14 protein-coding genes are annotated in these 14,192 nt (G+C 64.1%); 3 read left to right on the forward strand and 11 right to left on the reverse strand.

Features of this window, described 5'->3' with window-relative positions; all coding sequences use genetic code 11:
* Window positions 1-117 precede the first annotated feature (117 nt).
* The 7 genes from VK804_RS01175 to VK804_RS01205 form a co-directional block, all read right to left on the reverse strand.
* Window positions 118-1,116: a dipeptide ABC transporter ATP-binding protein gene (locus tag VK804_RS01175; protein WP_325366929.1), complete on the reverse strand. Its 999-nt coding sequence runs from the start codon at window positions 1,114-1,116 to the stop codon at window positions 118-120.
* Entirely contained in the window at window positions 1,113-2,126 is a 1,014-nt protein-coding gene (locus VK804_RS01180; RefSeq protein WP_325366931.1) for an ABC transporter ATP-binding protein, read from the reverse strand. The genes VK804_RS01175 and VK804_RS01180 overlap by 4 nt, the downstream gene beginning before the upstream one ends.
* Entirely contained in the window at window positions 2,126-3,019 is an 894-nt protein-coding gene (locus VK804_RS01185) for an ABC transporter permease (RefSeq protein WP_325366933.1), read from the reverse strand. Before VK804_RS01185 ends, VK804_RS01180 begins: the two co-directional genes overlap by 1 nt.
* A gap of 312 nt (window positions 3,020-3,331) precedes the next feature.
* Window positions 3,332-4,279: an ABC transporter permease gene (locus VK804_RS01190; RefSeq protein ID WP_325366935.1), complete on the reverse strand. Its 948-nt coding sequence runs from the start codon at window positions 4,277-4,279 to the stop codon at window positions 3,332-3,334.
* A gap of 54 nt (window positions 4,280-4,333) precedes the next feature.
* Window positions 4,334-5,929, reverse strand: coding sequence for an ABC transporter substrate-binding protein (locus tag VK804_RS01195; RefSeq protein ID WP_325366937.1), 1,596 nt, complete (start codon window positions 5,927-5,929; stop codon window positions 4,334-4,336).
* A gap of 156 nt (window positions 5,930-6,085) precedes the next feature.
* Window positions 6,086-7,009, reverse strand: coding sequence for a 3-keto-5-aminohexanoate cleavage protein (locus VK804_RS01200; protein ID WP_325366939.1), 924 nt, complete (start codon window positions 7,007-7,009; stop codon window positions 6,086-6,088).
* Window positions 7,010-7,037: 28 nt separating this feature from the next.
* Window positions 7,038-7,988 (reverse strand): 3-hydroxyacyl-CoA dehydrogenase, encoded by a 951-nt coding sequence (locus VK804_RS01205; RefSeq protein WP_325366941.1) that lies wholly within the window; start codon window positions 7,986-7,988, stop codon window positions 7,038-7,040.
* Between the two features lie 209 nt (window positions 7,989-8,197).
* Between VK804_RS01205 and VK804_RS01210 the strand changes: the two genes are divergently transcribed.
* On the forward strand, window positions 8,198-8,974 hold the full coding sequence (locus VK804_RS01210) for an SDR family oxidoreductase (RefSeq protein ID WP_325366943.1): 777 nt from the start codon (window positions 8,198-8,200) through the stop codon (window positions 8,972-8,974).
* Window positions 8,975-9,167: 193 nt separating this feature from the next.
* Here VK804_RS01210 and VK804_RS01215 read toward each other — a convergent pair whose 3' ends face one another.
* Entirely contained in the window at window positions 9,168-10,457 is a 1,290-nt protein-coding gene (locus tag VK804_RS01215; protein ID WP_325366945.1) for a DUF445 domain-containing protein, read from the reverse strand.
* A 329-nt stretch (window positions 10,458-10,786) separates the two neighbouring features.
* On the opposite strand from VK804_RS01215, the gene VK804_RS01220 reads away from it, so the two are divergent.
* Together VK804_RS01220 and VK804_RS01225 are read left to right on the forward strand one after the other, a co-directional pair.
* Window positions 10,787-11,479, forward strand: a complete 693-nt coding sequence (locus VK804_RS01220; protein WP_325366947.1) for a spermidine synthase — start codon at window positions 10,787-10,789, stop codon at window positions 11,477-11,479.
* Window positions 11,480-11,626: 147 nt separating this feature from the next.
* Complete coding sequence (locus VK804_RS01225; protein WP_325366949.1) at window positions 11,627-11,788, forward strand: Flp family type IVb pilin; 162 nt, start codon at window positions 11,627-11,629, stop codon at window positions 11,786-11,788.
* A 7-nt stretch (window positions 11,789-11,795) separates the two neighbouring features.
* Here the strand turns inward: VK804_RS01225 and VK804_RS01230 are convergent, their stop codons facing one another.
* The 3 genes from VK804_RS01230 to VK804_RS01240 all read right to left on the reverse strand — a co-directional run.
* Entirely contained in the window at window positions 11,796-12,626 is an 831-nt protein-coding gene (locus tag VK804_RS01230) for a sulfite exporter TauE/SafE family protein (protein WP_325366951.1), read from the reverse strand.
* On the reverse strand, window positions 12,623-12,838 hold the full coding sequence (locus tag VK804_RS01235; RefSeq protein ID WP_325366953.1) for a hypothetical protein: 216 nt from the start codon (window positions 12,836-12,838) through the stop codon (window positions 12,623-12,625). Before VK804_RS01235 ends, VK804_RS01230 begins: the two co-directional genes overlap by 4 nt.
* Before the next feature lie 181 nt (window positions 12,839-13,019).
* A partial coding sequence (locus tag VK804_RS01240; RefSeq protein ID WP_325366955.1) for an acetyl-CoA C-acyltransferase occupies window positions 13,020-14,192 on the reverse strand: 1,173 nt, incomplete at its 5' end.

Below are 14,192 nucleotides of genomic sequence, written 5' to 3' on the forward strand. Positions count from 1 at the left end.
GTGGGCAAAGGCGCAGTTCGCGCCGTGCCCACCATCTATCATCGGAGCCGAAAAATGGTGGGCTCACGGAGTTTATCATCGGGCGCGCATTCGCGCGACCCATTGGCTTAGCCCACCCTACGGAATCTGAGTCCTCCCCGTCCCGTCATTGAGGAAGCACGCCACCTGATGCCTGTCTCCGACGTCGGCAAGCTCGGGCCGTTCCACCTTGCAGCGATCCATCACGTAGCGGCAGCGGGTGTGGAACGCGCAGCCCGATGGCGGATTGATCGGGCTTGGCACGTCGCCGTCGATCAGCGGCACCAGGCGTTTTGCTTTGGGGTCGGCGATCGGCACGGAGGCGAGCAGCGCCTGCGTGTAGGGATGGCGCGGGTCGGCGAACAGTTTTGCCTTGTCCGCGATCTCGACGATGCGCCCGAGATACATCACCGCGACGCGGTGGCTGATATGGGCGACGACGGCGAGATCGTGCGCGATGAACAGATAGGAGAAGTCGTACTTGCGCTGCAGGTCGATCAAGAGGTTGATCACCTGCGCCTGGATCGAGACATCGAGCGCCGAGACCGGCTCGTCACAGACAATCAGGCTCGGCCCCAGCGATAGCGCACGCGCGATGCAGATGCGCTGGCGCTGGCCGCCGGAAAATTGGTGTGGATAATTCTTCATCTGGTCGGCCCGGAGGCCGACCTGCTGAAACAGTTCGGCGACGCGCTCGCGCTTCTTCTCTCCGGACGCGAGGCCATGCACCGTCAGCGGCTCGCCGACGATGTCGCCGGCGGTCATCCGCGGATTGAGCGAAGCGAACGGGTCCTGAAAGATGATCTGCATCGAGCGGCGGTGCGGCCGCAACGTCGCCTTGCCGAGATGGGTGATATCCTCGCCGTTCAGTCGAATGCTGCCGCTGGTCGGCTCGACCAGCCGCAACACGCTACGCGCCACCGTCGACTTTCCGCAGCCGGACTCGCCGACCATGCCGAGCGTTTCGCCGACGCCGATCGAAAAACTGACGCCGTCGACGGAATGCACCTTGCCGACGGTGCGGCGCAGGACGCCGCTCCGCACCGGATAGTGTTTGACGAGGTCGGTCACCTCGAGCAGCGGGCGCGGGTCGGTCATGGCGCGCCCACCAGTTCCGCGGCGCGCCAGCATGCGGCGAGATGGCCATTGCCCCAGTCCGCTAGCGGCGGATATTCCTCGCGGCAGCACGCGATTGCGAGTTCACAGCGCGGTGCGAAGGCGCAGCCCTTCGGCAAATTGGTCAGCGACGGCACCATGCCGGGAATTTCCACCAGCCGCACATCGGCGTTGGCGCCGGGCAGCGGCACGCTCGGGATCGAGGCCATCAGGCCGCGGGTGTAGGGATGTCGGGGATTGGCGAACAGAGTCTCGACATCGGCCTCCTCGACCTTCTTGCCGGCATACATCACGATGACGCGCTGCGCGGTCTGGGCGACCACGCCGAGATCGTGGGTGATCAGGATCAGCCCCATGCCGAGCTCTTTTTGCAGTTCGAGCACCAGCGCAAGAATCTGCGCCTGGATCGTAACGTCGAGCGCGGTGGTCGGCTCGTCGGCGATCAAGAGCGCCGGCCGGCAGGCCAGCGCCATCGCGATCATCGCGCGCTGGCGCATGCCGCCCGAAAGCTGGTGCGGATATTCGGTGGCGCGCCGCTCCGGTTCGGGGATCCGCACCAGACGCAGCATCTTGACGGCCTGCTCCCAGGCTTCCCTGGCGGACATCTGCCGGTGCAGGCGAACCGCCTCGGTGATCTGGTCGCCGATCCGGATCACAGGGTTGAGCGAGGTCATCGGCTCCTGAAAAATCATCGAGATGCGATTGCCGCGGATTTCGCGCATCGCGTTTTCATCGAGGCCGAGCAGATCGGTGCCCTCAAGTGTGATCGAGCCGCCGACGATTCGTCCCGGCGGATCGGGGACGAGCCGCATCACCGACAGCGCGGTCACGCTCTTGCCGCAACCGGATTCGCCGACGATGGCGAGCGTCTCGCCGCGGCGAACGGTGAAGGAGAGGTCATCGACCGCCTTGAACAGGCCGGAGTTGGTGAAGAACACCGTCTGCAGGCCCTTCACCTCGAGAACCGCCGCTGCCTCGTTTTGCTCGCTCATCAGCCGCGCTGCCTCGGGTCGAGAATGTCGCGCAGCGCATCGCCGAACAGGTTGGTGCCGAACACCGCAAGGCTGATCGCCAGGCCTGGGAAGATTACGAGCCACGGCGCGGTGCGGACATATTCCGCGGCCGATTCCGACAGCATCCGTCCCCAGGACGGATAGGGTTCGGGGATGCCGAGGCCGAGGAACGACAGCGAAGCTTCGGTGAGGATGGTGGAACCGAGCTGCGCCGTGGCCAGCACGATCAACGGCGCCAGCGTGTTGGGCAGGATGTGGCGCAGCGCAATCCGCGTCTCGCTCATGCCGATCGACTTGGCGGCCTCGATATAGGGCAGCTCGCGCAGCGCCAGCGTATTGGCGCGGATAACGCGGGAAACCGTCGGGATCAGCGGTATAGCGATCGCGATGATCACATTGGGCAGCGTCGGGCCGAGTGCTGCGGTCATGATCAGGGCCAGTACCAGCAGCGGCAGCGCCTGCAGGATATCGGTGACGCGCTGGAACACCAGATCGACCCAGCCGGAAAGATATCCGGAGATGAGGCCGATGCTGACGCCGAAGATCGCGCCCAGCGTGGTCGAGCCGATGCCGACCGCGAGCGAGATGCGGGCGCCGTGGATGATGCGGCTCCAGACGTCGCGGCCGAACGAATCGGTCCCCATCCAGTGCCGCGCGTCGGGATGGACGAGCGCATGCGCGGCGTCGACCGAGAGCGGATCGTAGCGGCAGATCAGGTCGGCGAATGTCGCCGCCCACACGAACAGCAGCATGAAACCAAGGCCGATGGTGCCCAGCACATGGCGCCGCGCCAGGAAGGCGAGCCGGCGCCAGCCATGGGTGGCATTGGCGCCCGCGCGCCGCAATTCGCTATCGTAGTTGATCGTGGCCAATGCGGCTCCTAGAGCGGGATGATTTGTTGAGTCGGGCTGAGGTGAGTCCGGGTGAGCGAGGCGGATTCTCCACGAGTTACGTTTGCTGAGACACCCTCCACCCCCGACCCCTCCCCGCCACTTCGCTTCGCGAAGCGGGGGGAGGGGGGAAGAAGCAGGGCATCGGACGGTCGCGCGGCCGCGGAAGACTTAACCCTCCGCCCCGCGAGCGCTTGCGAGCGGTGGGGAGGGTCGACCGTCGCCGCGAAGCGGCGATGGGCGGGGTGGGGGGTACTTGCTTTCTTATCCATCAAATGTGAACCCATCATGCATTTAGTCGGTATAGCGGATGCGCGGATCGAACACCGCATAGAGCATGTCGACGATGAAGTTGGCCGACACCACGACCACGGCGATCAGCATCACCAGGTTCTGCACGATCGGATAATCGCGCCAGCGGATCGCCTCGACCAGGAAGCGCGCGACGCCGGGAATATTGAATACGGTTTCGGTGACGATCAGGCCGCCGATCAGGAACGCGGCCTCGATGCCGATCACGGTAATCACGGGAAGAATGGCGTTCTTCAGCGCGTGATGGAAGTTGACCGATCGTTCGGAGGCGCCCTTGGCGCGCGCGGTGCGGATGTAATCCTGCCGCAGGATTTCGAGCATCGAGGAGCGCGTGATCCGCATCGTCAACGCAGCGCTGCGAAAGCCCACCACCATCGCCGGCACGCAATAGATCGCAAACGCCTCGGTCCAGGTTTTCGGGTTCGGATTGAAGATCGGCATGGTGCCGAACAGCGCGACCGACGCCATCAGCACCAAAAGGCCGAGCCAGAACGCCGGCAGCGACAGTCCGCTCAGGCTGACCACGCGCAGGAAATAATCGAGCCGCGTGCCCTGCTTCACCGCGCTGAGGACGCCTAAGGGAATGCCGATCGAGGCGGAAAAGGTGATCGCAAGTCCGGCCAGCCGCGCCGTGATCGGAATCCGCGGCAGGATTTCGTCGAGCGCCGGCTTCTCGGAGACATAGGAATAGCCGAGGTCGCCGCGCAGCAGTCCGCCGATCCAGTGCAGGTATTGCACCACGATCGACTGATCGAGCCCGAGTTCGCGCTCCAGATTGGCCTTGTCGGCGGGATCGACATAGCCGGCCGCCGCGAACAGGATGTCGACGATGTTGCCGGGCACGATGCGCAGCAGCACGAAGATCACGACCGAGATCCCGAACAGGGTCACCAGCATCAGAACGAGGCGCCGCACGATATAGGCAAACACCTGGCCGCTCTCCGGTTAGCGCGCATTTCGCAAAAGTGGATACCGGCTTTTCGGTTACTTATCCAGCCAGACGTCCTCGTAGCGATAGCCGTTGTAGGAGCTGTTGACCATCACGGTGACGCCCTTGACATAAGGCTGCCAGCAGGTGCCCTCGCGGCCGTGGAAGATGATCGGACGCGCGACGTCCTCCTGCAGCTTCTTGTCGATGTCCCACACCAGCTTCTTGCGCTTCTCGACGTCGGTTTCCTGCGATTGCTGGTCGAACAGTTTCTCGATGTCCTTGTTGCAATAATTGGTGTAGTTGCGCTCCGAGCCGCAGGAATAATTCTCGTAGAACGACTGGTCGGGATCGTCGACCGCGTTGCCGGTCAGGTTGAGGCCGAGCGCGTAATCCTTGCGCGCGATCTTCGGGAACCAGTTGGCGGTCTCGACCACGTCGAGCTCGCCGTCGATATAGATGCTCTTGAGCTGGTCGATCAGGATCACCGCGGGATCGCGGTAGACGGCGATGTTGCGGGTCGAGACCTTGACCGGAAGATGCTTGTCCGGCCCGTAGCCCGCCTTCTGCATCAGCTTGCGCGCTTCTTCGCGGTTGGCGTTGACGTCGGGGCCGTAGCCGGGGATCGTCTCCAGCATCTCCTTCGGCATCGCCCATAGCCCTGCGGGCGCCGGCTGCATGGTGCCGCCGATATCGGCCTGGCCCTCGAACAGGATCGAGATGAACGCCTTGCGATCGAGCGCCAGCGCCATCGCGCGGCGGATGTCCGGATTATCGAACGGCGGCGACGACGAATTGACGATGATGTTGGTGGAGACGTTGATCGGCTCGACCACGCAGATCGCGTTCGGCGCCTGCGCCTTGACGTCCTTGAGCAGCGGGATCGTCACCTCGGTCGGAAACGTCATGTCGAATTTGCCCGAGATGAAGCCGAGGATGGCGGTCGAACGGTTCGGGATGATGGTGAAGTCGATGCCGTCGAGATGCGGCAGGCCCTTCTTGAAATAATCCGGATTGCGGACGAGCTTGATCGATTCGTTGGCCTTGAATTCAACGAACTTGAACGGGCCGGTGCCGATCGGATGGGTGCGCATGTCCCCGGGGGAAACGTGGCAGGGATAGACCGGCGTATAACCGGAGGCGAGTAGCGCGAGCAGCGCCGGCTGCGGCCGCTTCAGGTGGAACGAGGCTTCATAGTCGCCATTGGTCGTGACCTCGTCGACCTGCTCGTACCAGGCCTTGCGCGGGTTCTGGCGGAATTTCTGCGGCGACTTTCCCATCAGCATGTCGAAGGTGCATTTGACGTCGGCGGACGTGAAGGGGACGCCGTCATGCCATTTGACGCCCTGCCGCAACTTGAAGGTCAGCGTCTTCTTGTCGTCGCTCCAGGCCCAGCTCTCCGCGAGGTCCGGGACGATGTCCTCCATGCTGTTCTGCGCGATGCTCTGGTTGTAGATCACGAGGTTGTTGAACACCGGCATGAAGGGCACGTTGACCGAATAGGTCGCGCCCTCGTGGATCGAAGCGCTGCCGGGACTGTCGCGATGATACATCCGCAGGATGCCGCCCTGCTTCGGCTCGGCGGCATGCGCGAGACCGGAGACCGCCAGCAACGACAACACCGCCGCGGCAAGCGTCTGCACGCTCCGCATGTTTTCCTCCCTCGACATTTTCGGGCTCATATCGGGCCGATTTCGGCGCGACGATAGCATGGAGGAACATCGGCGCAACCGGCAAGCGGCGCGCCCGCATTGGCAATTCGGACTATTGAATCGGGTGCGACCGATGCGCGCAGTCTTGCGTAGCGATCACACTTCCAGCTTGTCGCCCCCCTTGAGGTCGAGAATCTCGCGCGCCTCGTCGGAGGTCGCAACCTGCAGGCCGAGGCCTTCGATAATCTTGCGGGCGAGCGTGACCTGTTCGGCGTTGGAGGCCGCCATGCGGCCGGGCGCCGCCCACAGCGAATCCTCGAGGCCGACGCGGACGTTGCCGCCCATCGCGGCGGCCATTGCCGCGATCGGCAGCTGGTTGCGGCCGGCGCCCAGCACCGACCAGATCATCTTGTCGCCGAACAGCCGATCGGCGGTGCGCTTCATGTGCAGCACGTCCTCGGGATGGGCGCCGGTGCCACCCTGCAGGCCGAACACGGTCTGCACGAACAGCGGCGGCTTCACCATGCCCTGTTCGAGGAAGTAATTCAGATTGTAGAGATGCGCGGTGTCGTAGCATTCGAACTCGAAACGGGTGCCGGTTTCCGACAATGTCTTCAGCACATATTCGATGTCCTGAAACGTGTTGCGGAACACGATGTCCTTGTTCTCGAGATGCTTCTTCTCCCAGTCGTGCTCGAATTTCTTGAAGCGGTTGAGCATGCCGAAGAACGCGAAATTCATCGAGCCCATGTTGAGCGAGGCGACCTCGGGCTTGTAGACCGCGGCCGGGCGGACGCGCTCGTCCACCGTCATGGTCGGTGCGCCGCCGGTCGTCAGGTTGATCACGCAATTCGAGCGCTGCTTTATTATTTTCAGGAACGGCGCAAACGCTTCGGGACTTTGATCGGGCTGGCCGGTCTTGGGATTGCGGGCGTGCAGATGCACGATGGCGGCTCCCGCTTCGGCGGCGTCGACCGCGGCGTCGGCGATTTCCTGCGGCGTCACCGGCAGCGCCTTCGACATCGAGGGGGTGTGGATCGCGCCGGTCACGGCGCAGGTGATGATGACTTTGCGGCTCATGTTGTTGCTCTCTTTGCTGGCTGATCGATCATCGGGAATTGTCCTGCTGGGCATTCTTGTGCGCGGCCAATGCGGCGAGACGTTCGTTGCGCCGCTGCGTCAGCGCGGCGATTCGTTCCGGCGCCGGCTGATGCGGCCATGCCGCGATCACCCGGTCGACATTCGGACTTTGATAGACTTCGGGTCCGGCGGCGGCGGAAGCCAGCTGCCTGTAGAAGCCGGTGTAGCGCGCGCAATAATCGGGAATGCCGCCGGGCGCATTGAGTTCGATGGTTTCGAACGGACCGAGGAACGACCAGCGCAGGCCGAGGCCGTCTTTCACCGTGCGGTCGAGGTCTTCAGCCGAAATAAAACCTTCGCCGACGAGGCGGAAGGCTTCGGCGAGCAGGGCGCCTTGCAGCCGGTTGAGAACAAAGCCGTCGATCTCTTTGGTGATGATGACCGGCACTTGGCCGATCTCGCGATAGATCTCCCGCGCGCGCTCGATCGCTTCCGGCGAGGTCCAGGGCGCGCAGCACAATTCGACCAGCGGCACCAGATGCGGCGGGTTGACGGGATGACCGACCAGGCATCTCGCGCGGCCCTTCAGGGCTTCGGTGAAGCGCGAAGCCGTTATCGCCGAGGTCGAGGACACCAGCAGCGCGTCCGGCAGCGTCAGCTTGTCGAGTTCGGCGAAGATCAGCCGCTTGTCTTCGACCTTTTCCGGCCCGCATTCCTGGACGAACTCGACGCCGATCACGGCCTCTTCCAGGCTGCCCGCCGCGGAGACCCGCGAGACGGCGCCGTCGGGATCGGTGGCCAGTCCATGGCGCGCCAGCGCATGCAATTCCTCGCGGATCAGGCGGGGTGCTGCCTTCAGCGTCGGGATATGCGGATCGGTCAGCCGCACGTTCCATCCCGCACGCGCGAAGATCGCGGCCCAGGCGCGCCCGATCAGGCCGGCGCCGACGATCGCAACGTTGCGATTTTGCTTGTTCATTTCTTCCCTCACCGCCGGAGCCGGGCGCGATTTCTATCGGCAAGCGCCATCCCGCTTGCCGTGATTTTTGATCGCCATTAGAGTTACAAAAGACGGAAGCCTTGTCGATTCCCTTATTCTCTTCGCACGAGAAGGATAGCGTTGCGCTCGCCCGCCGCGCTCGATCAGGCGGCCGGCCGATTTTTCCCAGGACATCTTGCGGAGCGATCATGGATCTCGAACTCAAGGGTTTGCGCGTGCTGGTCACTGCCGGTGGCAATGGCATCGGGCGTGCGATCGCGCGCCGCTTCGCAGCCGAAGGCGCTGATGTCCACACCTGCGACGTCGACGAGGCGGCGCTGTCGGCGCTCGCGACAAGCGACCCCGCGATCACCTCGACGCGCTGCGACGTCTCCGATCGTGCGGCGGTGAACAACCTGTTCGCGGATGCGCTGGCAAAACTCGGCGGCCTCGACGTGCTCGTCAACAATGCCGGCATCGCGGGGCCGACGTCGAAAGTCGAGGAGATGAATCCGGAGGACTGGGACCGCTGCCTGGAAATCTGCCTGACCGGGCAATTCAACTGCACCAGGCTTGCGGTGCCGCATTTGCGCCGGAGCCAGAACGCCTCGATCGTCAATATTTCCTCGGCGGCGGGGCGGCTCGGCTTTGCGATGCGCACGCCCTATGCGGCGGCGAAATGGGGCGTGATCGGGTTGACGAAATCGCTGTCGATCGAACTCGGGCCGGACAATATCCGCGTCAACGCGATCCTGCCCGGCCTCGTCGCCGGCGACCGCCAGCGCCGGGTGCTGGAAGCCAAGGCGCAGCAGCGCGGCATCGCCTATGCCGAGATGGAACGGACCGCGTTCTCCTACACCTCGATCAAGGATTACGTGACGCCGGAGCAGATCGCCGACCAGATCCTGTTCATCTGCAGCCCGCGCGGCAAGACGATTTCGGGGCAGGCGATCTCGATCTGCGGCGATACCCAGATGCTGGGATAGCGGCGGTTGCGAGTTTGGTCACCTCGCCCCGCTTGCGGGGAGAGGTCGGATTCGCGCGATAGCGCGAATCCGGGTGAGGGGGACTCACCACGAGTCGCGCTCACTGAGAGAGTCCTTCACCCCAACCCTCTAAGAGCGAGCTTCGCTCGTCTCGACCCCGCGAAAGAGCGGGGAGAGGGAGAAACTCGAAGCCCTAAAACCATCTCGTCGCGGTGAAGATCAAGAGGCCGACCAGGCCGCCGACCAGCGTGCCGTTGATGCGGATATATTGCAGGTCGCGGCCGACCTGCACCTCGAGCCGGTTGACCAGCGTCTCGGTGTCCCATCTTTCGACCACCTGCGTGACGAAGGCGCCGATCTCGCCGCGTCGCGGCGCGATCACGCGCAACGCCGTGACCCCGAGCCACCGGTTGACGGTGTCGCGAATGGTTTCGTCTTCCGCCAGCCGGCGGCCGAGAGCAGCCAGCGCGCGGGCCAGACTATCGGCCAGCGGATCGGAGGCCGACCCGGATTCTTCGTCGAGCCTGGCTTCGACCGCGGTCCAGAGCTTGCCCATCTGCTGGAGCAGGAAGGGATTTTGCAGAATCTCGGACTTCAGTTCTTCGCCGCGCACATGCATCTGCGGGTCTACCGCCAGGTCGTCGATCAGTTTCTCGACCGCGGTTCCGAGTTCGGCGCGCCACGGATGTTCGGGATTGCGCATCTCCTCGAGCAATTGCGCCACGCCACTCACGATCTTGTCGGCAACGATGCCATCGACCCATTTGGGAATGAAACGCGAGGTCTTTTGCGTCACCTGCGTCTTGATCAGATTGCGGTTGTTGGCGAGCGCGGTGGCGGCGAAGTCGATGCCGCGGTCGATCAGTCCCTGCATCTCGCCTTGTGCCCACAGCACGGAGAGGATGCGCGAGGCCAGCGGCGCCGCCGGAACCATTTCGATGCCCCGGCGTACGGCGCCCGCCACGAAGGCGTTGAGCTCGTCGCGCGGCAGCGCCTGGATGATCGCCGGCAAGGATGTCGCGACCTGGCGCGCGATCCGGTTGGGGTTCGCCGGGTTCGAGAGCCACGCCGATAGCCAGCCGGCGGTGTCGATCTCCCTGATCTTCGCGGCCAGCACGCTGGGCGAAAGGAAGTTGTTGGAGATGAAGCGGCCGATCGCGTCGCCGATGCGTTCCTTGTTGCGCGGCACGATCGCGGTATGCGGAATCGGCAGGCCGAACGGATGGCGGAACAGGGCAACGACTGCGAACCAGTCGGCACAGGCGCCGATCATGCCGGCTTCCGCGAAGGCCCGCAGATACGGAATCCAGGACCATGGCACCTTGGCAAGCGAGGTCGCGACGAAAATCGCCGCCATCAGCACCAGCAGCCCGGTTGCGAGAAAGCGCATCCGGCGCAGGCCGCGCAGCCTGGTGTCAGGCGTCGGCCCCGGATCGATCCTCGGTCCGTCGCCATCGGCGGGATGCTGCGCAGGGGTCGACACCTTAACCGGTTGCCCGGCAGAACGGCGCGGCCAACGCAGGCAGCCTCTGGACAACGAGACGGTTTTCGGCCCGGTTTTCGTCGGAGTAGGGAAACAAGGTCCGCAAGCTCGCCATCCATCACAATACAAAGGCAGCAGTAGCCTTTTTCGTCCGGCGCGGCACGGTCCGGTGCCGCGGGCGTTCACCGCCAAGCGTTCATCGCCGAGGTGCATGTAATGGAATCTGACCGGGCCTTCCACCCCAAGCCAAATGATATTCCTGTCCGATCGCCGGCAAGCGGCCGCGGGCAGGCATGGCAGCCGAAGCGGGGACCGCGTAGAACCGCCGCATGATTCCCTGGCAGCAGATCGATATCTCAGAAGTGCCCGGCGCCGACGTCGAACTTCGCCTGATGCGAAGAGGCGACGAGTTCTCCATGATGCTGGGTTCGAACGAATTGATGAACAGCCGCCTCAGCGGGTCGGAGGAAGCGCTGGCCACGCTCGCCTGCAAGAGGATCGACGCGGTCAAGCGTCCGCATCTGTTGATCGGCGGCCTGGGCATGGGCTTCACGCTGCGTGCCGCGCTCGCGGTGCTTGGACCCGAGGCGCGGATTTTGGTAGCCGAACTGGTGCCGGCGGTGATCGCCTGGGCGCGGGGTCCGATGGCTGATTTGTTCGCTGGCAGCCTGACCGATCCGCGCGCGGACATTCGCGAAGCTGATGTCGTCGAGGTGATCCGGACTCATGCTGCGGCGTTCGACGCCATCCTGCTCGACGTCGACAACGGCCCGGAAGGACTGATTCGCAAGGCCAATGACGCGCTCTACGATGCCAGGGGATTGCGGATCATTCACCGGGCGCTGCGGCCCGGCGGCGTGCTCGCGGTCTGGTCGTCGAGGCCAAATCCATCGTTCACCACACGGCTTCGCGACGCCGGTTTTGCCGTGAACGAGGTTGCCGTGCGCGCCACCACGAAGCGCAGCGGCGCGCGCCATGTCATCTGGTTTGCGGCGAGGTCCGACGGCGCAGCTCGGCGTTGATGATCGACTCCGGTCCGAAACCCCGTAGTTTTCCGGGGTTCCAATTTAACCAGAAGACAATGTCTGCAGGCTAAGGTTCCGCGAGAGGAACCGTGTTTCAGCGAACTGATTCAGCGGGTATTAGGATTTCGCCCGCATACTGCGCGAATGAAGACGATTCGCAGATTCCTTTCCGACGAGAGCGGCGCCACGGCGATCGAGTACGGGTTGATTGCGGCCGGCATATCGCTCGCCATCATTTCCGTCATCAATGGGCTTGGCACCAAGCTCGACACCAAATTCACCTCGATCAACACCTCGTTGAAGTGAACGACCTTCAGCGTTGCGTGCTCTGCGCCACGGCGCCGACGATCGACACCGCGTTATTCCATTCGCCGGAGCCGAGCTTGCCGGCGACCAAAATCAGCGTTACGGCCAGTATCAGCCGCAGTGCCGTTTCCGGCACCCGGGTCGCCAGGTAACTGCCGAGGACGATGCCGGGCAGCGAACCGATCAGCAGCACGCCCATCAGATGCCAATCGATCGCGCCCATCGCCCAGTGCCCGATGCCGGCAATCAGCGTCAACGGCACCGCATGCGCGATGTCGGAGCCGACGATGCGCGCCATCGGCAGCCGTGGGTAAAGCAAGAGCAGCGCGGTGACGCCGACGGCGCCCGCGCCGACCGACGAAATCGAAACCAGCACGCCAAGCGCGACGCCGACCAAAACCGTCGCGCGCGCGATGGCGGGATCTTCGAGTTGCTCCAGGCGGGCGCGAAACCGGTCCAGGATCGCCTTGCGGAAGATCAGCGAGGTTGCCGTCAGCAGCAGCGCAAAGCACAGCACCACATTGACCAGGCTGCGCGCCGCGGCGCCGTTGAGGTCGAGTTGCCACAGTACGATCAGCGTGACGATGCTGGCCGGGATACTGCCGCCGGCAAGGCGAAGCACCGCCGGCCAGTGGATGCTGCGCGCGAGGCCGTGTACCGCGCTGCCACCGGTCTTGGTGGCGGCGGCATAGAGCAGGTCGGTGCCGACAGCGGTTGAGGGGTGAACGCCAAACAGCAGGATCAACAGCGGCGTCATCAGCGAACCGCCGCCAACGCCGGTCATGCCGACCAGCAGGCCGACGCTGAAACCCGATGCGACGTAGAGCGGATCGATCACAGCCGTGTGCCGCGCCCGTATCCCTGCGCCATCGGGCGATCGTAATGTGGCCCGTGGTTGGTCATCGCAGGGCTTCCCTCGTTGTTCCAGACGAAGTTCAACGACAGCACAGGTAGGATGGCATTCCCGATCGCGGCAATAGCGCGGGTGAAAAAAGAATGATCGCTGCGTCGATCGGGATTTTGGGGAGATTTTTCCCGCTTGGCCGGCATACGGCGGCATCGGCATCTGCCGCCCCGCCGGTCAAAAAAGATGCATGTGCCCGGTGCCGTGCAGAAAGCAGTCATGGCGGCGTGCGCCGCTCAAAAAAGCAGCGCGGCGATGGCTCCGCCGCGCTGCCGTAATTTTCGCAACGGCGCGTTGCCGCGCCGGTCTGTGCCGAGGGAAGAAAGCTCAGCTATAGATTTCGAACAGGCCGGCGCCGCCCTGGCCGCCGCCGATGCACATCGTCACCACGCCCCACTTGGCCTTGCGCCTGCGGCCTTCCTGCAGGATGTGGCCGGTCAGGCGCGCGCCGGTCATGCCGAAGGGATGGCCGATCGCGATCGAGCCGCCATTGACGTTATACTTGTCGGGATCGATGCCGAGCTGGTCGCGCGAATAAAGACACTGGCTGGCGAAGGCCTCGTTGAGTTCCCACAGATCGATATCGCCGACCTTGAGGCCCTGGCGCTTCAACAGCTTCGGCACCGCGAAGATCGGCCCGATGCCCATCTCGTCGGGCTCGCAGCCCGCCGACGCCCAGGCGACGAAGCGGCCGAGCGGTTCGAGCCCGCGCTTTTCCGCGTCCTTGGCTTCCATCAACACCACGGCCGCCGCGCCGTCCGAGAGCTGGCTGGCATTGCCGGCGGTGATGTATTTGCCCGGGCCCTTGACCGGCTCGAGCTTGGCAAGGCCTGCCATGGTCGTGTCGGGGCGATTGCACTCGTCGCGGTCGACGACATAGTCGACGATGCTTTCCGCCTTGGTCGCCTTGTCGACCACTTTCATCTTGGTCTTCATCGGGACGATTTCGTCCTTGAACTTTTGGGACTGCTGGGCGGCGGCCATGCGGCGCTGCGATTCCAGCGAATACTCGTCCTGGTATTCGCGGCTGAGCTTGTAGCGCTCGGCGACGATGTCGGCGGTGTCGATCATCGGCATGAAGATCGCCGGATACATCTCGGTCAGCTTCGGATCGAAGTTGTCCTTGCCCGTGCCCATGTTGGGCATGGAGATGGTCTCGACACCGCCGGCCACGACCACGTCGGCGCCGTCGTTGCGCACATAGTTGGCCGCCATGCCGATGGTCTGCAGGCCCGAGGAGCAGAAGCGGTTGACGGTCACGCCGGAGGTGGTGATCGGCAGGCCGGCCAAGAGGCCCGCCTGGCGCGCGACATTGCCGCCGCCATGAGCGACATTGCCCATGAACACGTCCTCGACGGCCTCGGCCTCGATGCCGGCCTTAGCCACGGCGTGTTTCACCGAGTGGGCGGCGGTGGAGACGGTGGGGGTGATGTTGAACCCGCCGCGGACGGATTTCGCCAGGCCGGTGCGGGCATAGGAGACGATGACGGCTTCGCGCAT

It is taken from the genome of Bradyrhizobium sp. (genome assembly GCF_035484855.1).
GTDB lineage: Bacteria > Pseudomonadota > Alphaproteobacteria > Rhizobiales > Xanthobacteraceae > Bradyrhizobium.

Bases quoted from the DNA above. Each gene is read 5' to 3' on its own strand.
- VK804_RS01175 (WP_325366929.1), bottom strand. From the start codon at position 1,116: ATGACCGACCCGCGCCCGCTGCTCGAGGTGACCGACCTCGTCAAACAC.
- VK804_RS01180 (WP_325366931.1), bottom strand. From the start codon at position 2,126: ATGAGCGAGCAAAACGAGGCAGCGGCGGTTCTCGAGGTGAAGGGCCTG.
- VK804_RS01195 (WP_325366937.1), bottom strand. From the start codon at position 5,929: ATGCGGAGCGTGCAGACGCTTGCCGCGGCGGTGTTGTCGTTGCTGGCG.
- VK804_RS01200 (WP_325366939.1), bottom strand. From the start codon at position 7,009: ATGAGCCGCAAAGTCATCATCACCTGCGCCGTGACCGGCGCGATCCAC.
- VK804_RS01205 (WP_325366941.1), bottom strand. From the start codon at position 7,988: ATGAACAAGCAAAATCGCAACGTTGCGATCGTCGGCGCCGGCCTGATC.
- VK804_RS01210 (WP_325366943.1), top strand. From the start codon at position 8,198: ATGGATCTCGAACTCAAGGGTTTGCGCGTGCTGGTCACTGCCGGTGGC.
- VK804_RS01220 (WP_325366947.1), top strand. From the start codon at position 10,787: ATGATTCCCTGGCAGCAGATCGATATCTCAGAAGTGCCCGGCGCCGAC.
- VK804_RS01225 (WP_325366949.1), top strand. From the start codon at position 11,627: ATGAAGACGATTCGCAGATTCCTTTCCGACGAGAGCGGCGCCACGGCG.
- VK804_RS01235 (WP_325366953.1), bottom strand. From the start codon at position 12,838: ATGCCGGCCAAGCGGGAAAAATCTCCCCAAAATCCCGATCGACGCAGC.